This is a genomic window from Vibrio sp. Isolate22, assembly GCF_022398115.1.
Lineage (GTDB): Bacteria > Pseudomonadota > Gammaproteobacteria > Enterobacterales > Vibrionaceae > Vibrio.
This window is the reverse complement of the sequence record NZ_JAKEUW010000058.1, coordinates 1-17,501: the sequence shown is the minus strand read 5'-3', so window position 1 is coordinate 17,501 and position 17,501 is coordinate 1. Positions and strand designations below refer to the sequence as shown.

The window sequence follows — 17,501 nt, the reverse complement described above, 5'->3', positions numbered from 1 at the left end:
CATTCCTTTTTGTCATTTCATAAACTGCCGTTAATTCAATAACTTCCACCCCAGTTTCAATAGGGAGTTAAAATGAATAATAAAAAACTAATAATGAGTTTGGCGGGTGTTGGCATCTTGGCTTATCTGGGCATGGTCTATACGGTTGATAAAAACGACCAACGTCTTGCCGCTGAAAGCCTCGCGCAATTTTCATCTTTGGATAAGTCATCTTTGGACTACCAAGCGATGAAAGTACTCAGCGATAAAGGATGTGCATACTGCCACACCAACGAAAGCGAAATGCCTTTCTACTCGGAATGGCCGATTGCAAAACCACTCATGAATGCCGACATACAAACAGGTATGAAACACTTTGAAATTACTCAACTCTTCAATGGTATTCAGAATAATGAACCAGTATCCGAAGTAGCACTTGCTCGTATTGAAAAGGTACTTTACAACGGTTCGATGCCACCTAAACTCTATCAATCGATGCATTGGTCTGCTGGCATTTCAAATGAAGAAAAGCACACTTTGTTAAAATGGATACGCCAAACAAGAGCAGAGATTCACCAAGATTCTCCGGTAGATGACAGTCGAAGAGAAGGCACACTTCAGCCAATCTACACTCAGTTTGAGGTAAACGAAGACGGAGTTAAGCTGGGTAAAGCACTCTACCATGACACTCGCCTATCCGGTGACGACACGGTTTCTTGTGCGACTTGCCATGGATTAGACACAGGTGGTGTCGACAACTTAGTCGGCTCTGTTGGTATTCACGGCCAAGTTGGTGGAATCAATGCGCCAACAGTTTTCAACTCGGCGTACAACAAATTGCAATTTTGGGATGGTCGAGCAAGTGACTTGCAAGACCAAGCTGGCGGTCCTCCATTCAACCCTATCGAAATGGGCTCTGAAGGTTGGCAACAGATCATCGACAAGCTAAGCCGTGATCCCAAGTTAGTCGCTAAGTTCAACAAATCCTATGATGGTGAGATCACCGGTGACACCATCACGCATGCGATTGCTGAGTTTGAGAAAACCTTGGTGACACCGAACAGTCGATTCGACCAATACCTTACGGGAAATTCCAATGCGATAGACGACCATGAAAAATATGGACTAACGCTATTTAAACAATACAGCTGCGATACTTGCCACACAGGTGAAGCTATGGGTGGTGAAACTTTTGAAACCATGGGCATGAAAGCGGACTACTTTGCAGATAGAGGAACAGATATCACCCCAGAAGACTTGGGAAGGTACAACGTCACTGCGATTGAATCCGACAAGCATAAGTTCAAAGTACCAACGCTTAGAAACATTGAACTCACAGCACCTTACTTCCACGATGGTCATGCAGAGACGCTAGAACAAGCGATCTTCGATATGGGTAAATATCAAGTTGGTGTCGAAATGAATGATGAGGAAGTCGATGCTATCAAGGCATTTCTCAAGACGCTGACAGGCGAATATAAAGGAAACAACCTTAGCCCTAAAGCTCAGCAACAAAGCTAATTTATGCCAATCGAAGTGGTTCGATATAACCGATAGACTCAAGCCAATAGATTCTTTCTATTGGCTTTTTCATTACTCAGGCTCAATTGGTTTTGTCGAGAAGTTAGCGTAGTATGAACAAAGGATGGTTTGATAAGCAATACATGGAGTAACGATGAAGAAAGTACTGGTTTTAGGCGCTTCTGGATATGTTGGTTCACAGCTGCTTCCTCTGCTGCTAGAACAAGGTTATCAAGTAACCGCTGCAGCAAGGCACATCGACTACTTAAAAGCGCGAACCGAGCCTCATAAGAATTTATCACTTGAATTTCTCGATCTGGCTGACCAAGCGGCAACACAAGCTTTAGTCCCTGATTTTGACCTAATCTTCTTCCTTGTCCATGGTATGGCGGAAGGTCATGATTTCATTGACTACGAGTTAAGCCTGGCCCGTAACTTTGTCTCCGCACTTGGTCCTAAAAACCAACACATCATCTACCTAAGTTCACTTCAGCCTCAAACCGGCGATTCTGAGCATCTTCAAGCGAGAAAGAAAACCGGAGAAGTGCTTCGTAAAGGATCGGTTCCCGTTACTGAGCTTCGAGCTGGCGTCATCATCGGCCCTGGTTCAGCGGCCTTTGAGATAATGCGAGACTTCGTTTACAACCTACCAATCATGATTGCGCCGAAATGGGTAGACTCGAAAGCTAACCCTATCGCATTGAAAAACCTCAATCACTACTTACTAAAGCTTGCGCAAGATACCCCAAGCGACAACCAGACCTTTGAGGTTGGCGGTCCAGATATCGTCTCTTATCGCAATCAATTCGCGCATATCGCCAAAACTGCCGACCGTCCACTTAGATTATGGGCAACTTCCCTACTTACGCCTAAGATCGCCTCTTATTGGCTTGGCGTGGTGACCTCTGTCCCTTCCAACATAGGGAGAGCATTGCTCGCAGGTTTAAAGCATGATTTCATAGCCAACTCGACCACCATCCAAGAAAAGTACCCGCAAAAGCTCGTGTCGTTCGAGAGCATGGTTGAACAAGCGATTCATGCTGAGGGTAACTTCGTAAAAAGTAATGTGTGGGGCTTTGATAAAACCGCCTTTAAACGCTGGCAAGCGGGATACGGTTACTATCCGAAAAAGACAGGTGCAAGTATCACGTCGACAGCCTCACTAGAATCGCTCTGGCACGTAGCGCAACAGATTGGAAGCCCTAAACAGGGTTACTTCTTCGCTAACGCTTTATGGCGCACAAGGGAGTGGTTAGATCTTCTCTTTGGTGGCGGTGTACCCGTTCGACAAATGCCAGAAGGGCCAAAACTAAAAGTAGGCGACAAAATTGACTCATGGAAAGTGATTCGCTGTGAAGAGAACCAATTCTTATCACTGCTGTTCGGGATGAAAGGCCCGGGCTTAGGGCGACTGGAAATCACAGTTTCTGATAACGGAGACACACGCGAGTTAAACATCACCGCTTGGTGGCATCCTAAAGGCTTTCTGGGGTTACTGTATTGGTTCGCAATGATGCCAGCTCATCTATTTATCTTTAAAGGCATGGTAAAAGCGATAGAGAAGCAAGCGAGAAAATAGATGAGAGATTCGAGTAACGGGATGCGAAGAGGCTAAAAGCAGATTCGAGATACGGGTGACGAGGTGCGAAAAGATCAAAAAGCAGATGCGCGGTTCGAGTGGCGACAGGCGCTATGAGAAGCAAAAAAAGAGCGAATAATTCCGCTCTTCGTATCTCTAATCTCGTATCTATCCGTTAGCCAACAAAGCTAATTGGGATCTCAGCCAATTGGTTGCCTTGGTTCGCTGGGTACACGATGTATTCACCGTGGTACTTCACAGCAGACTTGTAGTCCGTCACTTTGTGAAGCATGAAACCCGCATCCATCGCCGCTTGGATAAACTCGGCGTGGTTACCACGAACAAACCAGTTCATCGGCTTAACCATCAACTCACCGTCAAAAGAGTCATCACACTGCTTACCACATAGCGCGAATGAGTGCTCACCATCGGTAAAGAACTGAATTTTGCCACCCGTAGTTAGCTCATCTTCGCTCGATACACTCCAACCCATCTCGTACATCTTGTCCATAAAGGCTTCAACGTCACTGTCTTTTAGTGCTTTAGGCTCTTCACCTTCAGGGAAGAACTGAGCGTAAAACGCTGAAATACGCTTAAACGTAAAGGTTAAATCAGAGTTGTTGCCCTTTGAGCGGCCCTGCTTTTGCCAGCGAACCAAATCAGGCACAACAACACGATCATACGCTTGTGCTTTGATTGCTTTAGTTACCCAGCGAACAAGGTATAGGTTGTTTGCGATAGGTGCGTCAATCGCTTTACCTGACTTGTGTAGCGCGTAAAGCTCACCGAGTGCGGTGTTCACAAGCTTCTGAATTTCAATATAGTATTTTGACATTATGCCTTCTTTCCTAATGTCCAATATAGTAATGCTGACAGTATTGCACATGCTGCCATCACCATAGCCATTGGGCCTGCAGTATCACTTGGTAGCATTGCGACAATTGCCCCAACCACAGAACCAGTACCAAATCTTAATGTGCCCGCGAGTGATGATGCTGTACCTGCCATATTCGGATACCCGCTTAGCAGCAGTGCCATTGAGTTACTACCAATGGTAGACAGTGTGCCGATAAACAGCATCACGAATGGCACAATACCCCACAGGCCGATATCTAATGACCAGCCAACCAACAACCCCAAACCTGCGAACAGCTGAATGGTTAAACCCACTCGAAGCATCGCGTGAGAACCCACTTTCTTCACGATTCGGCCATTAATGCTCGTCATCAAGATCATTGCAACGATGTTCAAGCCAAACAGGTAACCAAATAGGTCTGGGCGAACACCGTAGATGTCGATGTAAACAAACGAACCAGCGGTTAAGAATGCGAACATTCCCGAGAATGAAAATGCACCCGAAAAAATCAAGCCCATTGCCGTTGGGTTTTTACATAAACGAGCGTAGTTACGAATCGTCGTTTTGAAACGTAGTGGCTGTCGATTTTCTACCGGTAGCGTCTCAGGGATCTTCATCGATACCGCTAGAATGACGATCACTGCAAAGATAGCCAGTACCCAGAAAATTGAGCGCCAACCAAACCACAATGACAAGTAACCACCAATCATTGGTGCGATAAGTGGTGCAACCGTCATAACCAAGGTTACGAAAGACATGGTTCTCGCAAAATCTTCACGATCAAACATGTCACGTACAACCGCTTGGATGATTACAGCTGCCGCTGCGCCTGCAAAACCTTGTGCAGTACGAACGTAAGTCAGCGCTTCAATGCCATGGGTTGTAGCACTCACCACAGAAGCAATCGCAAACAAGAACACACCAATCAAGAGGACTGGCTTACGTCCATAGCTATCAGCTAATGGACCATGCAGCAGCTGACCCAACGCAAAACCTGCGGTATAAGCGGTTAGCGTTATCTGTACTTCGCCCGCAGTTACACCAAGATCTTTGGCAATGGTCGGCATCGCAGGCAAGTACATATCAATCGCGAGCGGCGTCAATGCACCAATCGCACCGAGAATCAAAAATAGCACTAAGCCTAATTGAGGAGTTTCTGGTTGAGAGCTTGGGCTCTGTGGGGTAGATGTCTGCATGGTTCTCCGAATGTTTAACTGATAAAGCTAGGACCAGCGTGAACACGCAAGTCAAAAGATTGGCTGAGACTTTCCTAGTACCAGTCAACATCATCAGCCGACGCTATCCTTGGTCGGCTTTGCAACGAGAGCGCTATAAATTAATAGCTAAAGGTTACTTCCAGATAGAATCAACTTCTTCTTGCGTTAGGTAACGGTACTCACCTAGCTCAAGAGATTCGTCCATCTCGATTTCACCAATACGTTCACGGTGTAGTGCTTCTACCTTGTTACCAAGTGCTGCAAACATGCGTTTTACTTGGTGGTATTTGCCTTCGTGAATCGTTAATAGCACTTCACGCTCTGCACGCACTTCAAGGTGCGCAGGAAGTGTTAGGCCATCTTCGCTCTTAAGCTGGATGCCCTCTTTGAATTTTTCAACGTAGTCTGGTTCTACTGGATCAACCAACCACACACGGTACATCTTTTCACACTTGTGTTTTGGTGCGGTAATACGGTGAGACCATTTACCGTCATCAGTGATCAGTACTAGGCCTGTCGTATCAACGTCTAGACGACCTGCAAAGTGCAGCCTGTCCATTTTGATTTCATCAAGCAATTCAAATGCGGTGCGATTTGAGCCATCTTCATGCGAACAAACAAAGCCTTCTGGCTTATACAACATAATGTAACGTGGGCCTTGAACACGAAGTTCATTGCCTTGCCATTCCACAACACACTCTTCAGTTACTTTAACTGAACCGCTTTTTTGCATGACATCATTTACTGTCACAGTCTTTGTTTTTAATAATTGTGTTGCTTCTTTTCGAGTAATGCCTAGTGCATCGCACAGAAATTTATCTAAACGCATGAATACCTCAACTAATCTAAGTCGGGTATTATAGTCACCTTTGCTCGATTAGTTGAGCTATTTCACACTATTTGTTCTCCATTTTACAAGACGCGATATGTATACACTCCGCCCATACCAAGCAGACTCAGTAAAATCAGTCATTCATTACTTCAGAAAACACCAAACACCGGCTGTTCTCGTGCTACCGACAGGGGCAGGAAAAAGCTTGGTTATCGCTGAGTTGGCAAGGCTTGCGAAAGGTCGTGTATTGGTACTAGCCCACGTGAAAGAGCTAGTTGAGCAAAACCATGAAAAGTATGAAGGTTATGGGTTAAAAGGCTCAATTTTCTCTGCAGGATTAGGCCGAAAAGAGACCGACCAACAAGTGGTATTCGCATCGGTTCAATCTGTAGTTCGCAACCTCGATTCATTCTCTAACCAATTTTCACTTTTGGTTATCGATGAATGCCACCGAGTACCCGACGAAAAGAACAGTAGCTACCAGAAAGTGATCACTCACTTGCGTGAAAACAACTCGGGCATCAAGGTACTTGGCTTAACGGCAACCCCTTATCGCCTTGGTATGGGTTGGATTTACCAATACCACACCCGCGGACAAGTGCGTTCAGAAGAACCAAGATTCTTCAGAGATTGTATTTTTGAGTTGCCGATTCGCTACCTGCTCGACGAACGCTTTTTAACACCAGCCCGCATGATAGATGCGCCAGTATTGAGTTATGACTTCTCACAATTAAAACCTGCGAGCACAGGTCGATACAAAGAAGCCGAGCTAGATATGGTGATCGAACAATCGAAACGAGCCACACCACAGATTGTCGATCAAATTATTCACCTCGCCCAAGACAAGCTGGGCATCATGGTCTTCGCAGCAACCGTAAGGCACGCTCAAGAGATCCTAGGCTTACTACCCGAAGGTGAAGCTGCGATTGTCATTGGTGACACACCCACATTAGAGCGTGACCAAATCATCCATGATTTCAAAGAACGCAAAATCAAATTCTTGGTCAACGTGTCCGTATTAACCACCGGCTTTGACGCCCCTCATGTGGATTTAATTGCAATTCTTCGCCCGACAGAATCCATCAGCTTATACCAACAAATCGTTGGCCGTGGTTTACGTTTATCTCCGGGCAAAAAAGAGTGTTTGGTGCTCGACTATGCAGGTAACAGTTACGACCTTTATCAACCTGAAGTCGGCGACCCTAAACCAGATTCAGACAGTGAAATCATCACGATTCCCTGCCCAGCTTGCGGCTTCAATAACAATTTCTGGGGTAAGCTCGACAGCAACGGTTTCTTGCTTGAACACTTTGGCCGTAAATGCCAAGGATACTTCACAGATGAAGACACGGGTGAACGTGAGCATTGTAACTATCGCTTCCGCGCCAAATACTGTGGAGAGTGCGGCGCCGACAACGACATTGCAGCGCGCATTTGTCATGAATGTGACGCTACCTTGGTAGACCCAGACAAAAAGTTAAAAGAGGCACTGAACCTAAAAGATGCTTTGGTGTTTGAATGTTTAGAGATGGACCTTAATGTTCTGAAGGACGACAAAGGTAAATCGCAACTTAAAGTCACCTACCGCGGCGAAAACCAAGCGCAAGTCCATGAGTTTTGGTCATTGACCACCAAGAAGCAAAAGCAGAACTTTAAAGATCAGTTTGTTCGACCTCACCTTGCGGATAGACACAGACCTTTTGAGGAAGCGTCACCGTCGAAAGTTGTTGCTCACCAACATAGGTTCCGGCCACCACAATTCGTGATTGCACGTAAAGTTGGTCGCTTTTGGAAAATGAGAGACAAGATATTCGAAGACGAGCTTCAGCAACGCTAATGATTACGGTCTTAACACTTGATGGTTAGTCTCCGTGATGTGTTGGCGTTCTTCATCGTCAAATTTTTAGGTATCAATTTCTCATTATTAATCAGGTTCACTTTCTGTTCAGAATTACTTTTTTATACTGAACGCTATCAACCTTCTCTAGGATTCGCTATGTTTAGTAAAGCTATGATTTCTTTGTTTTCTATAAGCTTAGGCTTATTTGTTTCTGCTGGCGCATGGGCTGACTCACACCATAATGGTCATGAATTAGTGCAGGACGTTCATAAGGCAGGAACCCGCATTGAATTTGAAGAAGACCAAGACGAGGTCTATGAAGCAGTTCGAGAAGGTTATATTCGCCCTTTCTCTGAGATGTATGCAGCGGTAGAAAACGACCTTCATGGTCGAATCATTAAAGTCGAACTAGAAGAAGATGATGATATTTGGGTGTATGAATTAAAAATTAACTACCAAAACAACATCATCAAAGTTGAATACAACGCCGAAACATTAGAAATGCTAAAGATTGAAGGCCGCAACTTTAAAAACGCAATTAAACACGGCGACTAATTAAGCGCGACGATTAATTTAGCGCGACTAATAGCTAAACACGGCAAATAGTTAAGCACAACGAACAGTCATTACAAAAATTAAGAAGAACAATTATGAAAATTTTAGTCGTTGAAGACGAACCTCGTTTGGGCCAACAGATTATTGAAACACTTGAGGGAGCTGACTGGGTTCCTGAGCTGTCTCAAGATGGTATCGACGCTCTTTATCGCGCGACATCAGAAGAGTGGGATGCGATTGTTCTCGACTTAGGTCTACCTAAGCTTGATGGCCTAACCGTTTTAAAAGGCATCCGAGACGAAAACATCAATACACCAGTGATTATCTTGAGTGCACGAGACACATTAACTCAACGCGTTGAAGGCTTGAACGCTGGCGCCGACGATTACCTCACTAAGCCATTCGAAATGGTTGAGCTGATTGCCCGTATTCGTGCCCAATTGCGCCGTGCATCGGGCAGCGCTGCACCAGTTCTTCAAATTGGTGATTTAAGCTTGGACACTCGCAGTTCAAAAGTGTTGTGGCAGGGCCAAGCAGTCAGCCTAACGGCACTAGAATATAAGGTTGTCGCGTATTTCATGCACAACCAAAATAAGGTTATCTCACGCACCGAACTGGTTGAGCATATCTACAAACAAGACTTCGACCGCGATTCAAACACGGTTGAGGTATTTATTGGTCGTATTCGTAAGAAAATCGCACCGAAGATCATCAAAACCGTGCGTGGCCTTGGCTACCAACTGAATGCTGAATAAGTCTCTATTTAATTAGAACAACAAACATCAATTAAAATAAGAGAAATCAAGCACACTCACCCACTAAGTGGACAGCCTGTACTGATCATCGAAATAGCTGATCATCGAAATACAAGTCGATAACGATGAGTAAAGGCAGGTTGGAAATGCATGAATCTAAAGAAACGAACACTTAAAAACATCAGTCTAAAAAGTCGCTTGCTTCTCGCTGCGGCTTTTTGGCTAGGTGCGATGATATTAGCGGCCGGTGTTGGTATACCAAAACTGGTGAATGATTACCTTGTCGACGACATGAAACAGCAACTTGCCCTAACCATGGACGAACTCACCGCGAATATTGAAACCAATGACAATGGCAACCTGATCATGGCAGAACGCCTGTCTGACCCGAGGTTTAACCAACCTTACAGTGGTATTTATTGGCGAGCTTCAACTCAAGATCAAATCATTCGTTCTCGCTCCTTATGGGACAAAGACCTCACCATCAAGCGTTCTCCTATTCACACTTCCGTTAAAGGACCAGAAAAAGAGAAGCTGATTTACATTGAGCAAGATATCTACCTGCCTTCACTGAGCGACCCAATTACCATCACCATTGGTATTGACGAAGACCCACTCGAGTCGACGCTAGCGGAGTTAACTGGTCAGGTATGGCTGATCCTGATGCTGTTGTTTGTCGGCGTACTCATGTTGATTGGCATTCAAGTTAGCTGGTCTCTATTGCCGCTAAGTAAGATGCAACGTGAACTAGTGATACTGAGAAAAGGTGAGCAACAAGGGCTAAGCGACAACTACCCGAAAGAGGTCTCGCCACTCGTATCTGATCTTAATGCCCTACTCTTTCACTACCAAGAGTTACTGGAGCGTGCTCGTAACCACGCAGGTAACCTATCTCATGCGTTAAAGACACCGTTGTCGGTGATGAAAAATGAAATTGAGATGCTGCCTGACAACGAGAAGAAGCTATTACAACAACCGATTCAACAGATCCAAAGCCAGATAGATTATCACCTTGGTCGCGCTCGTATGGCAGGTGCGATGAACATTCTTTCGGTGAAATCCTCACCTTGTGAGCGTGTTGAAGCGATTTCGATGGCGTTTGATAAAGTTTATGCCGCCAATGAAGTCACTATGATCAATGAGCTGGATTCTGAACTAGAGGTTGCTGTAGAAAAAACCGACCTTGATGAGATGGTCGGAAACCTACTCGAAAACAGTTATAAGTGGGCTAATAGTATTATCCGTGTTCACGCTAACGAGCTTACCGACGGTAATGTCGAGTTGATCATTGAGGATGATGGACAAGGCATACCCGAAGAGAAGCTCGAACAAGTGACCAAGCGCGGCGTAAGGCTAGACGAAACCACGCCAGGAACAGGTCTAGGGCTGAATATTGTCAATGAGATGGCACACAGTTACCGTGGCAGCTTAACGCTAAGTAAGAGCTCAATGGGTGGCTTAAAAGCTTCTCTTGTTCTAAAGGTATCTCAAGCCTCTTAAAACAACTACATTCGAGCACCTGCTATACCTTAAATAAAAATAAGGAGTTTACGTATCACGCGTAAACTCCTTTTTGATTCTTTGCCGTTTTTACTCTGCAAATTTAAGTCATCGAATGCAATCCAATGACATTGCCTTCAGTATCGCTGACCACGCTGATAAAACCATGTTGTCCAATCGCCATTTTAGGTACTTGTAGAAAACCACCATTCGCTGCCGCCAAGCTTGCTTCTGTCGCACAATCATCACAAGAGAAGTATACCATAGTGCTATTGCCCCCAGCCTTAACATCAGGCATCGAGCACAAAGCCCCTGTCGCGCCGTATTTGTCCATATCGCTAGGAAATACCCACATTTCAATATCGATGCCCGTTTCGTTATCTAACTTCTCTAGCGTCACTTTAAAGACGGCCTCATAAAAGGATTTGGCTCTCACCATATCGTCGACATAGATTGCAAACCAACCAACCGGATTCATTTGCATACTTTGTCCTTAGCTTTCGCCCTTGTTCACCCTTATTTAGGATAGACAAGGTTGACACTATTAGAACGATAGAAACTCCCAAAAGAGGATTGGCTTTAACAAGCAGAAATAACAGAACCTTGTTTGATTGATATTCAAACAAGGTTCGTATTTATCGGGAACTAAGTTAGAGAGCGTCTTAAAGGCGCGCTTTATATATCATTCACTGCAACATCTAAGGTTTGTGATTCATCACTGTATGTCGTTGAGCCAATAACCAAGATCTTTCCGTCTGTGTAGTAGTCATGTTGATCATTCATTACTTGTGCATTCGCTAGAGGTAAATTGACCAGTTCCATATTCGGGTAAGTCGATTTAATTTGCTGCGCCAACCGATCGCGCTCTTCATCAACATTCGGATCTATTTTATGGAGCACGGTGACAATGCCAGAATACGGTGTCACTTTTAAACCATCATCGTAGCTGATTGCTCCTAACCATTTTGTTTGATTACTGTTTCTATCTAATCCAGCATTCCACCAGCGAATATGGCTTCTCTTCATCAGGTTTCCAGGCAATTGAAAGGCCATATCTTGTGGTTGGTTTCGCCAATACAAGTCAGATACAGGCGGTGTCTTATCTTTTAGGAGAGTAAGGTAACTCGACCACTCAATATCATTTCGAGAGAACGTTTGATTTTCTATCCAGCCCAACTGGTTCATGAGTTCACGAGGCGATTCTCCGACATAAACAACATTGATCGCTTGCGCATCATAGATTGGAGAAAGCCCAGGGAATGCTTTGTAAGTCACTTGTTGTAAATCGACAGAGTTCATCTGTGCCGATGTTTGTTGATTTTGAAAGTCATCAGCTTTCCAGAAGAAATGGGCATAATTTGCGTAACACAGCCAAGCCACTAAAAACGCGCTGGTTTTCAAGGTCAACTTACGCCATTTAAGTTTGCTACCCACAACAACAAAAATGGTCACCGCTACTAAACCAATCAGCAAGCTTTGGTGCTCGCTTAAGAAAACCTTAACCGCCCCTAATAAAGGAAACTGTTCGACACCATGTGCCAACAACATACCCCAAGCAATAAATTGACCACCGCCAAGCAATAAACCTATCGAAGACAACAGAGTAAAACTGTGCCACTTAACGCGATGAGACCCAGCGATAACAGGAACAACCCAAGCAATAGGCCCCAAAAGTCGTGCCGCTACTATGATATATGTGCCCTTCTTCGCAATGAGATAACGACACCGAGCGATCACTCTTTTGGTTTTTGGTCGAAATTTAATAAGCTTCTTTTGAGCAGTTCTGCCCCACTTTAAGCCAATGAAGTAACTCAGTTGATCTCCAACGAAACCACCTAACATTACAAAAACCAACGCCATCCATGCACCTGAATACAGTTGAAAGCCCGCAGCGATAAAAAAGGGCTCTCCCGGTACAAATAGGTTTGGGCCAATGAGAGCATCACCCAATGCTCCCAAAAACAGCCCTAGTCCATCAAACATAACAACCTCAATGCTTACTGCTCTTTATAGTGACCAAACTTGTAGTTCATTTCGTTGTTACGCATTTCGCCTTTAAAGAAGCGTCTTATATTGGCTTTAAGGTAAGTTGAACCCGTCTTCACAACACCATCTTGGTCTAATCGACGTGGGTCAAAGCCAAAGGTCATATTTAGGAATCTAAATCGCCATGTTTTGCTCGCACGTTTTACGTAATCACAATCCTCACACAAAACGATCTCCTCATCGAAGCCGCCGATCTCTTCATGCGCTCGTTTGGTTGAAAAAATACACGCGCCAATCGCGGTCGGGAAAAAGAACTGAGTCGCAAATAAGCCCGCATTAAACAGTCCATAACCGAATTTATGAACTAGTGGCAGCCCTTTTGAACTCATATATACGCCAGCAACTTCAAGCTTATTCTCTTCTAGCTCATACAATGCTTTTGCAAGGAAGTTACGAGGCAGGCTAACGTCGGCATCCAAGAAAAGGATTCTGTTGTACTGCGCTAAAGCGGCACCGGTGTTTCGACCAAGGCTAACACCGCGTTCTTGCATATGGTGGACAGTCAATTTCGGCAACGCACTTTCATAGGCTTGTGCGACTTCTCTGGTGTTATCTTCACTGTTTGAGTCGACCACGATCACTTCGAACTCTTGATGGGTTTGCACGCTCAACTCTTCCATTAAGCGACTAATGCGTTTCTCTTCGTTTAACGTAATAACGACAATACTTACCGGTTCCATGTTTTCACCTATTCATTCTGCTGATTAATTAACACTAAGGTTACCTAACCAAGCATTAACCAAGCCTTAGGCGAACATTCATTTTCCGTTCATTAACTTGATGATTTCGCGACGATATAAACAGGGCAAAAGAACAAGACAGAAGAGTAAAGAAAACGATAAAATAGGGTTAGCGAGCGTTTTATCTACAAACGAGCCAAATATCGAAGGAAATTCACTTTGTGATAGGCTTCTTACTTGCTCATATTCAAATGTGATGTTAGTATCCGCGCTCGCTTAAGCATGAACTCGTTCAGCATAAGCATTACCACATACTCAAGGTCGCATTGAGATGTGAAGTTAATTTTTACTAATTTGAGAGTAAAACTATGAAATTTGAAGCAGTAGTACGTACTGAACTAGGTAAAGGTGCGAGCCGCCGCCTACGTCACGCTGGTAAATTCCCAGCTGTAATCTACGGTGGTGAAGCAGCAGCTGTATCTATCGAACTTAATCACGACGAAGTGATCAACCAAATGGACAAGCCTGAGTTCTACGAAGCAATCACTCTAGTGGTTGACGGCGCTGAAGTTAAGGTTAAGCCACAAGACGTTCAACGTCACGCTTACAAGCCAAAAGTTGAGCACATGGACTTCATCCGCATCTAATTCCCTACCAAGGAATAAGATTGGATTAATCCAGCCTTCTGCATAGAAAAGATAATCGACCTTACCAATCGAGAAATCTAAAAATTCGAAACCCCGATGCTACCAACATCGGGGTTTCACCGTTTTTGAGCCCTCAAAAACGTCGTAAATCTCGCTCAATACGCTGAAAATAATCAACTTTCCCCTTCCCCACTTTATCCCAATATTGCTTGGGTGGATTAAGGGTGGACGAAAGGTGGACTTATACAGTAGTTTTTCTAACAGTAAGACTAGGCCGCTTTTTCGCTAGGTTCAACACTCGAATCAAACAAAAAGACAAAACCGACTAGCATCTAGAATGTTACTTGTATGACCTTGTACGCACTTCTAAACGAATATAGTCATCATGAATAAAAACTACTCCTTTAGCACAGCTGACGTCAGTTAAGAGCAACCTATTTGTGTTCCTGTTTATTAGATAGGACGTTACCACCGCGTAATACACTCTAGGCTAATCAAACAAGACTGAAAGGCGATCAAGAAAACACTTCTGGCCTTTCGTCCATTCTTAACACCATCTCCCAGCTTAATCACTACAACCCTCATTTAATGGCATAACACGCCTAAACTAACCATTAGCCAATAAACCTACTAATCCAGTATTAAGACTTTAAAGGCCTATAGGCATTCACTGATCCGCACAATCATTTTTCACAACATAACACTCGGCTTGTCTGTCCAAAAATCATGGATTCGGATTCCGAATAACAGCTCGAACGCCCATGCAAACCTAAAATATTAAAGCATTTGGTCCAAGAATTTGTGATGGTGGGGCTCTGGTCGCATCACAAGCATAAACTCCCGTAACCCCCACCCTCGCGCACTCTAGGTGACACTTTCAGCTCACCTAGAGCGCACGGATTTAAAGGGCTAGTGAGAGGTTTTATTGACAAAGTAATGTTGACACTTTTTGGAAAGAAATCTCAATCCAGATTCTAGTGCTATTTCTTGAAAATCAACGGCGTTTTGAAGGAGAAAAAACGAGTAACTCTACGATTTTCAATACAACTCGTATAATAAAACTCGTAAAAGTGAGGTTGTCGAAGCAGAACTGTAGCGGATATCCGAATTCGCGAATAAAAAGGAGTAATATTGAGATAGTTGCAGCTATGAAAAAGAAGCGGCATGATTAACTAACTTTCCTTAGGCTCTTCTTTCTAGAATACTCGTAATGTCTTTTTTGAGTTCCTCTGAAAGGCGTTCGAATTGTTCTGGTGCAACCAAACCTTCCTCGCACATTTGCATGAGCTGGATAAATGCACGGTTTCGAGAATGGCCATCAAAAATAAGCTTCATTTGCTTTTGAGATTCTTTGGAGTGCTGGCACATAAAGCTATACCTTTCCCCTACAGGTTCTGCTTCATCAGTAATCGTTTTGATGGCTTCATCCAGTTGACGAGCACAAAACACTTGCGCTGCTTCACTCTTTATTTCACAAAAGATTTTCCAATCAGACTCTTTGATATTCATACCGACCTCCATAAAGTGTTACTTCTTAGGGTAGAACATTGCTCGTTAAACTCATTGAAGATAGTCCGAGTACCAGGCTAAAAACACAATATTGCAGAGCGTCCCTGGAATAGGAAACATTGCCGCTACATCAACAATTAGCAACGTGCCAGAACTTGGCTACATCACAAATAAACAAGCGGCATCACTAATTAGTGTCGCTTCAATAACACGCGAAAGTGGGCGCTACAAAGGTAAGCGCGTGCTCCAAGGCGGTCGAGCGAAAGTACGCTTAGTGTTATATATGGCAATGATGTCAGCCATGCAATGAAACCCCCGTATTCAAAGCAACTTATGCTCGACTTGTAGCTGCCGGAAAGCCTAAGAAAGTCGCAATAATCGCGTGTGTTCGAAAGATGGTTGTGACTCTTAACTCTATGCTGAGAGATGGCGCCATGTGGGATAAAAACACTGCCAAAAATTAATCATTGACGCCATAGTCGTTTGTTATACAACAATAATGAGAGAGCTATTTAATATTTGCATCTATAAAATCATCTATTTCTAAGACATATGGTGGAATAAAGATCTCGATACTCTCTCCCATACTTTTAGAAAGTTCATATGTTGTATTGGTATATTCCAAAAATTCACTTTCCGTCTTTATACTTTCTAGTGTATTTGATAACACAAGTAATTCATCAATAGTATTTGTATTTGCCAGTTTCCAACTATTAACCTTTTCTCTGGCTAAACGTAGTTTAGCCCACTGTTTAATATCATTGGCAACAGCGATGTCATGATATTTTAATAGAATAAAGTCATACTCTAGAGAAACCCTTGAGTATGAAGAAATCAAAGCACCATATTTTGACAATACTTCGGCTTTCAGGCTCAAAAACTTGTTATCAGACTTTACATCGCTTTTAGTCGGAGTCAAAACGTAATACATATAATAATGTAGACTTAAATTGTCTATAGCTCCTATGAAATCAACTGTTTTAGAGCCAAGTTCACTAGCATAATCTGAAGACTTATCTACAGTCCTTTCTACTTCTGACCAAAATTTTTGTACTTCATTTGCTGTCTGCTTCTCAATAAGCGTTTTTTGTACAGATGATAACTGCAAGTTAACAACAAAAGCTAGAATCGTTAAAATAACGAGGAGAGAACTATTAATTAATTCAATTTTTTTCAACCTACTGTAGTTAGGAACAGATTTAGTGCTTTTCTTTACTCTCGCTTGTGCCACTAGTTTTTCTTTAATTTGTCTATTTTTATCAGTCAACAATCTGTTTGCCCCTCCTTGCCAATGTTGTATAACACCGCGTTAAGTAGTGAGCAACACTACCACCTAACTGCCCCGTAAACACAAAAACTGAATTGAAAATACCAAGCATTAAGAATCTGCCCTAACGCTTTGTTATATGCATGGTCAAGGAGTCAGTCAAACCCATTGCTTAAGATAAATCAGTGTCACAACACCAAACAGAACACGAGTCATTAGCTTGAGTCGTTGAGTCATTTGGGGATGTTTCACCCAAACAAGTTCAAACAATACGTAACTAAAAACTAGGCAGAGTACCCATAATATATTGTATAAGTTCAAGATTGTTCCCTTAACGTAGTTCAATACAAACTAGTTAATTAGTTATCAATAACATCTAGTATGCAAACGAGATCCTGATCGTTGAGAGAAAGATCAAATAATCAACCAGAATTACTGTTTATTATGTCGATAGCATATAACGCCGCGTTCTTGCGAATCCCCTCATAATCAGGCGTAAAAACAATGAGGTAGACGCGCATCGCCGTCTTTGATCTAATGAATATCGCTGAACACACATTTCGAACAAGTGGGTTAACAATGCGCGACATTCAGATTCTACAACAAACCATACAAAACCAATGCTCCTCCATTCACAAAAAACGCGTTAGTTCTCTGATACTTGCTACAAAAAGTGTACTTGACGGTTCAGACTTAACGCTGACTAAACTAGGTCGGA

At 43.4% G+C, this 17,501-nt stretch carries 15 protein-coding genes and 2 pseudogenes; 9 read left to right on the top strand and 8 right to left on the bottom strand.

The window, feature by feature from the left end; translation table 11 throughout:
• Positions 1 to 72: 72 nt before the first annotated feature.
• Both L1D55_RS22495 and L1D55_RS22490 read left to right on the top strand, forming a co-directional pair.
• Positions 73 to 1,500, top strand: a complete 1,428-nt coding sequence (locus L1D55_RS22495) for a cytochrome-c peroxidase (protein WP_239918921.1) — start codon at positions 73 to 75, stop codon at positions 1,498 to 1,500.
• A gap of 154 nt (positions 1,501 to 1,654) precedes the next feature.
• A complete protein-coding gene (locus L1D55_RS22490) occupies positions 1,655 to 3,079 on the top strand; it encodes a DUF2867 domain-containing protein (RefSeq protein WP_239918920.1) in 1,425 nt (474 codons plus the stop codon).
• A 175-nt stretch (positions 3,080 to 3,254) separates the two neighbouring features.
• Here the strand turns inward: L1D55_RS22490 and L1D55_RS22485 are convergent, their stop codons facing one another.
• The 3 genes from L1D55_RS22485 to rsuA form a co-directional block, all read right to left on the bottom strand.
• The gene (locus tag L1D55_RS22485; RefSeq protein ID WP_239918919.1) at positions 3,255 to 3,914 is read right to left on the bottom strand and encodes a DUF2913 family protein; all 660 of its coding nucleotides are present in this window, start codon (positions 3,912 to 3,914) and stop codon (positions 3,255 to 3,257) included.
• Positions 3,914 to 5,131 (bottom strand): Bcr/CflA family multidrug efflux MFS transporter, encoded by a 1,218-nt coding sequence (locus L1D55_RS22480; RefSeq protein ID WP_239918918.1) that lies wholly within the window; start codon positions 5,129 to 5,131, stop codon positions 3,914 to 3,916. The genes L1D55_RS22485 and L1D55_RS22480 overlap by 1 nt, the downstream gene beginning before the upstream one ends.
• 154 nt (positions 5,132 to 5,285) lie before the next feature.
• On the bottom strand, positions 5,286 to 5,981 hold the full coding sequence (gene rsuA, locus L1D55_RS22475; RefSeq protein ID WP_239918917.1) for a 16S rRNA pseudouridine(516) synthase RsuA: 696 nt from the start codon (positions 5,979 to 5,981) through the stop codon (positions 5,286 to 5,288).
• 97 nt (positions 5,982 to 6,078) lie between these two features.
• On the opposite strand from rsuA, the gene L1D55_RS22470 reads away from it, so the two are divergent.
• The 4 genes from L1D55_RS22470 (at position 6,079) to L1D55_RS22455 (ending at position 10,634) form a co-directional block, all read left to right on the top strand.
• Positions 6,079 to 7,821 (top strand): DEAD/DEAH box helicase, encoded by a 1,743-nt coding sequence (locus L1D55_RS22470; RefSeq protein ID WP_239918916.1) that lies wholly within the window; start codon positions 6,079 to 6,081, stop codon positions 7,819 to 7,821.
• A gap of 159 nt (positions 7,822 to 7,980) precedes the next feature.
• Positions 7,981 to 8,379 (top strand): PepSY domain-containing protein, encoded by a 399-nt coding sequence (locus tag L1D55_RS22465; RefSeq protein ID WP_004741315.1) that lies wholly within the window; start codon positions 7,981 to 7,983, stop codon positions 8,377 to 8,379.
• A 95-nt stretch (positions 8,380 to 8,474) separates the two neighbouring features.
• On the top strand, positions 8,475 to 9,134 hold the full coding sequence (locus tag L1D55_RS22460; RefSeq protein ID WP_004741316.1) for a response regulator transcription factor: 660 nt from the start codon (positions 8,475 to 8,477) through the stop codon (positions 9,132 to 9,134).
• A 150-nt stretch (positions 9,135 to 9,284) separates the two neighbouring features.
• Positions 9,285 to 10,634 (top strand): ATP-binding protein, encoded by a 1,350-nt coding sequence (locus tag L1D55_RS22455; protein ID WP_239918915.1) that lies wholly within the window; start codon positions 9,285 to 9,287, stop codon positions 10,632 to 10,634.
• Between the two features lie 103 nt (positions 10,635 to 10,737).
• Here L1D55_RS22455 and L1D55_RS22450 read toward each other — a convergent pair whose 3' ends face one another.
• From L1D55_RS22450 to L1D55_RS22440, 3 genes are all read right to left on the bottom strand, one after another.
• Positions 10,738 to 11,118, bottom strand: coding sequence for a VOC family protein (locus tag L1D55_RS22450; protein WP_239918914.1), 381 nt, complete (start codon positions 11,116 to 11,118; stop codon positions 10,738 to 10,740).
• A 191-nt stretch (positions 11,119 to 11,309) separates the two neighbouring features.
• Complete coding sequence (locus L1D55_RS22445; protein ID WP_239918913.1) at positions 11,310 to 12,617, bottom strand: LssY C-terminal domain-containing protein; 1,308 nt, start codon at positions 12,615 to 12,617, stop codon at positions 11,310 to 11,312.
• A gap of 14 nt (positions 12,618 to 12,631) precedes the next feature.
• On the bottom strand, positions 12,632 to 13,360 hold the full coding sequence (locus L1D55_RS22440; RefSeq protein WP_105059321.1) for a glycosyltransferase: 729 nt from the start codon (positions 13,358 to 13,360) through the stop codon (positions 12,632 to 12,634).
• A gap of 368 nt (positions 13,361 to 13,728) precedes the next feature.
• On the opposite strand from L1D55_RS22440, the gene rplY reads away from it, so the two are divergent.
• A complete protein-coding gene (rplY, locus tag L1D55_RS22435) occupies positions 13,729 to 14,007 on the top strand; it encodes a 50S ribosomal protein L25 (protein ID WP_102423903.1) in 279 nt (92 codons plus the stop codon).
• Between the two features lie 1,182 nt (positions 14,008 to 15,189).
• Here the strand turns inward: rplY and L1D55_RS22430 are convergent.
• Positions 15,190 to 15,516, bottom strand: coding sequence for a hypothetical protein (locus L1D55_RS22430; protein ID WP_239918912.1), 327 nt, complete (start codon positions 15,514 to 15,516; stop codon positions 15,190 to 15,192).
• Between the two features lie 41 nt (positions 15,517 to 15,557).
• Here L1D55_RS22430 and L1D55_RS22425 point away from each other — a divergent pair.
• Positions 15,558 to 15,980, top strand: a pseudogene (locus L1D55_RS22425) (transposase); the annotation flags it as partial.
• A gap of 44 nt (positions 15,981 to 16,024) precedes the next feature.
• Here the strand turns inward: L1D55_RS22425 and L1D55_RS22420 are convergent.
• Positions 16,025 to 16,786: a hypothetical protein gene (locus L1D55_RS22420; RefSeq protein ID WP_239918911.1), complete on the bottom strand. Its 762-nt coding sequence runs from the start codon at positions 16,784 to 16,786 to the stop codon at positions 16,025 to 16,027.
• Between the two features lie 576 nt (positions 16,787 to 17,362).
• Between L1D55_RS22420 and L1D55_RS27720 the strand changes: the two are divergent.
• Positions 17,363 to 17,501, top strand: a pseudogene (locus L1D55_RS27720) (transposase); the annotation flags it as partial.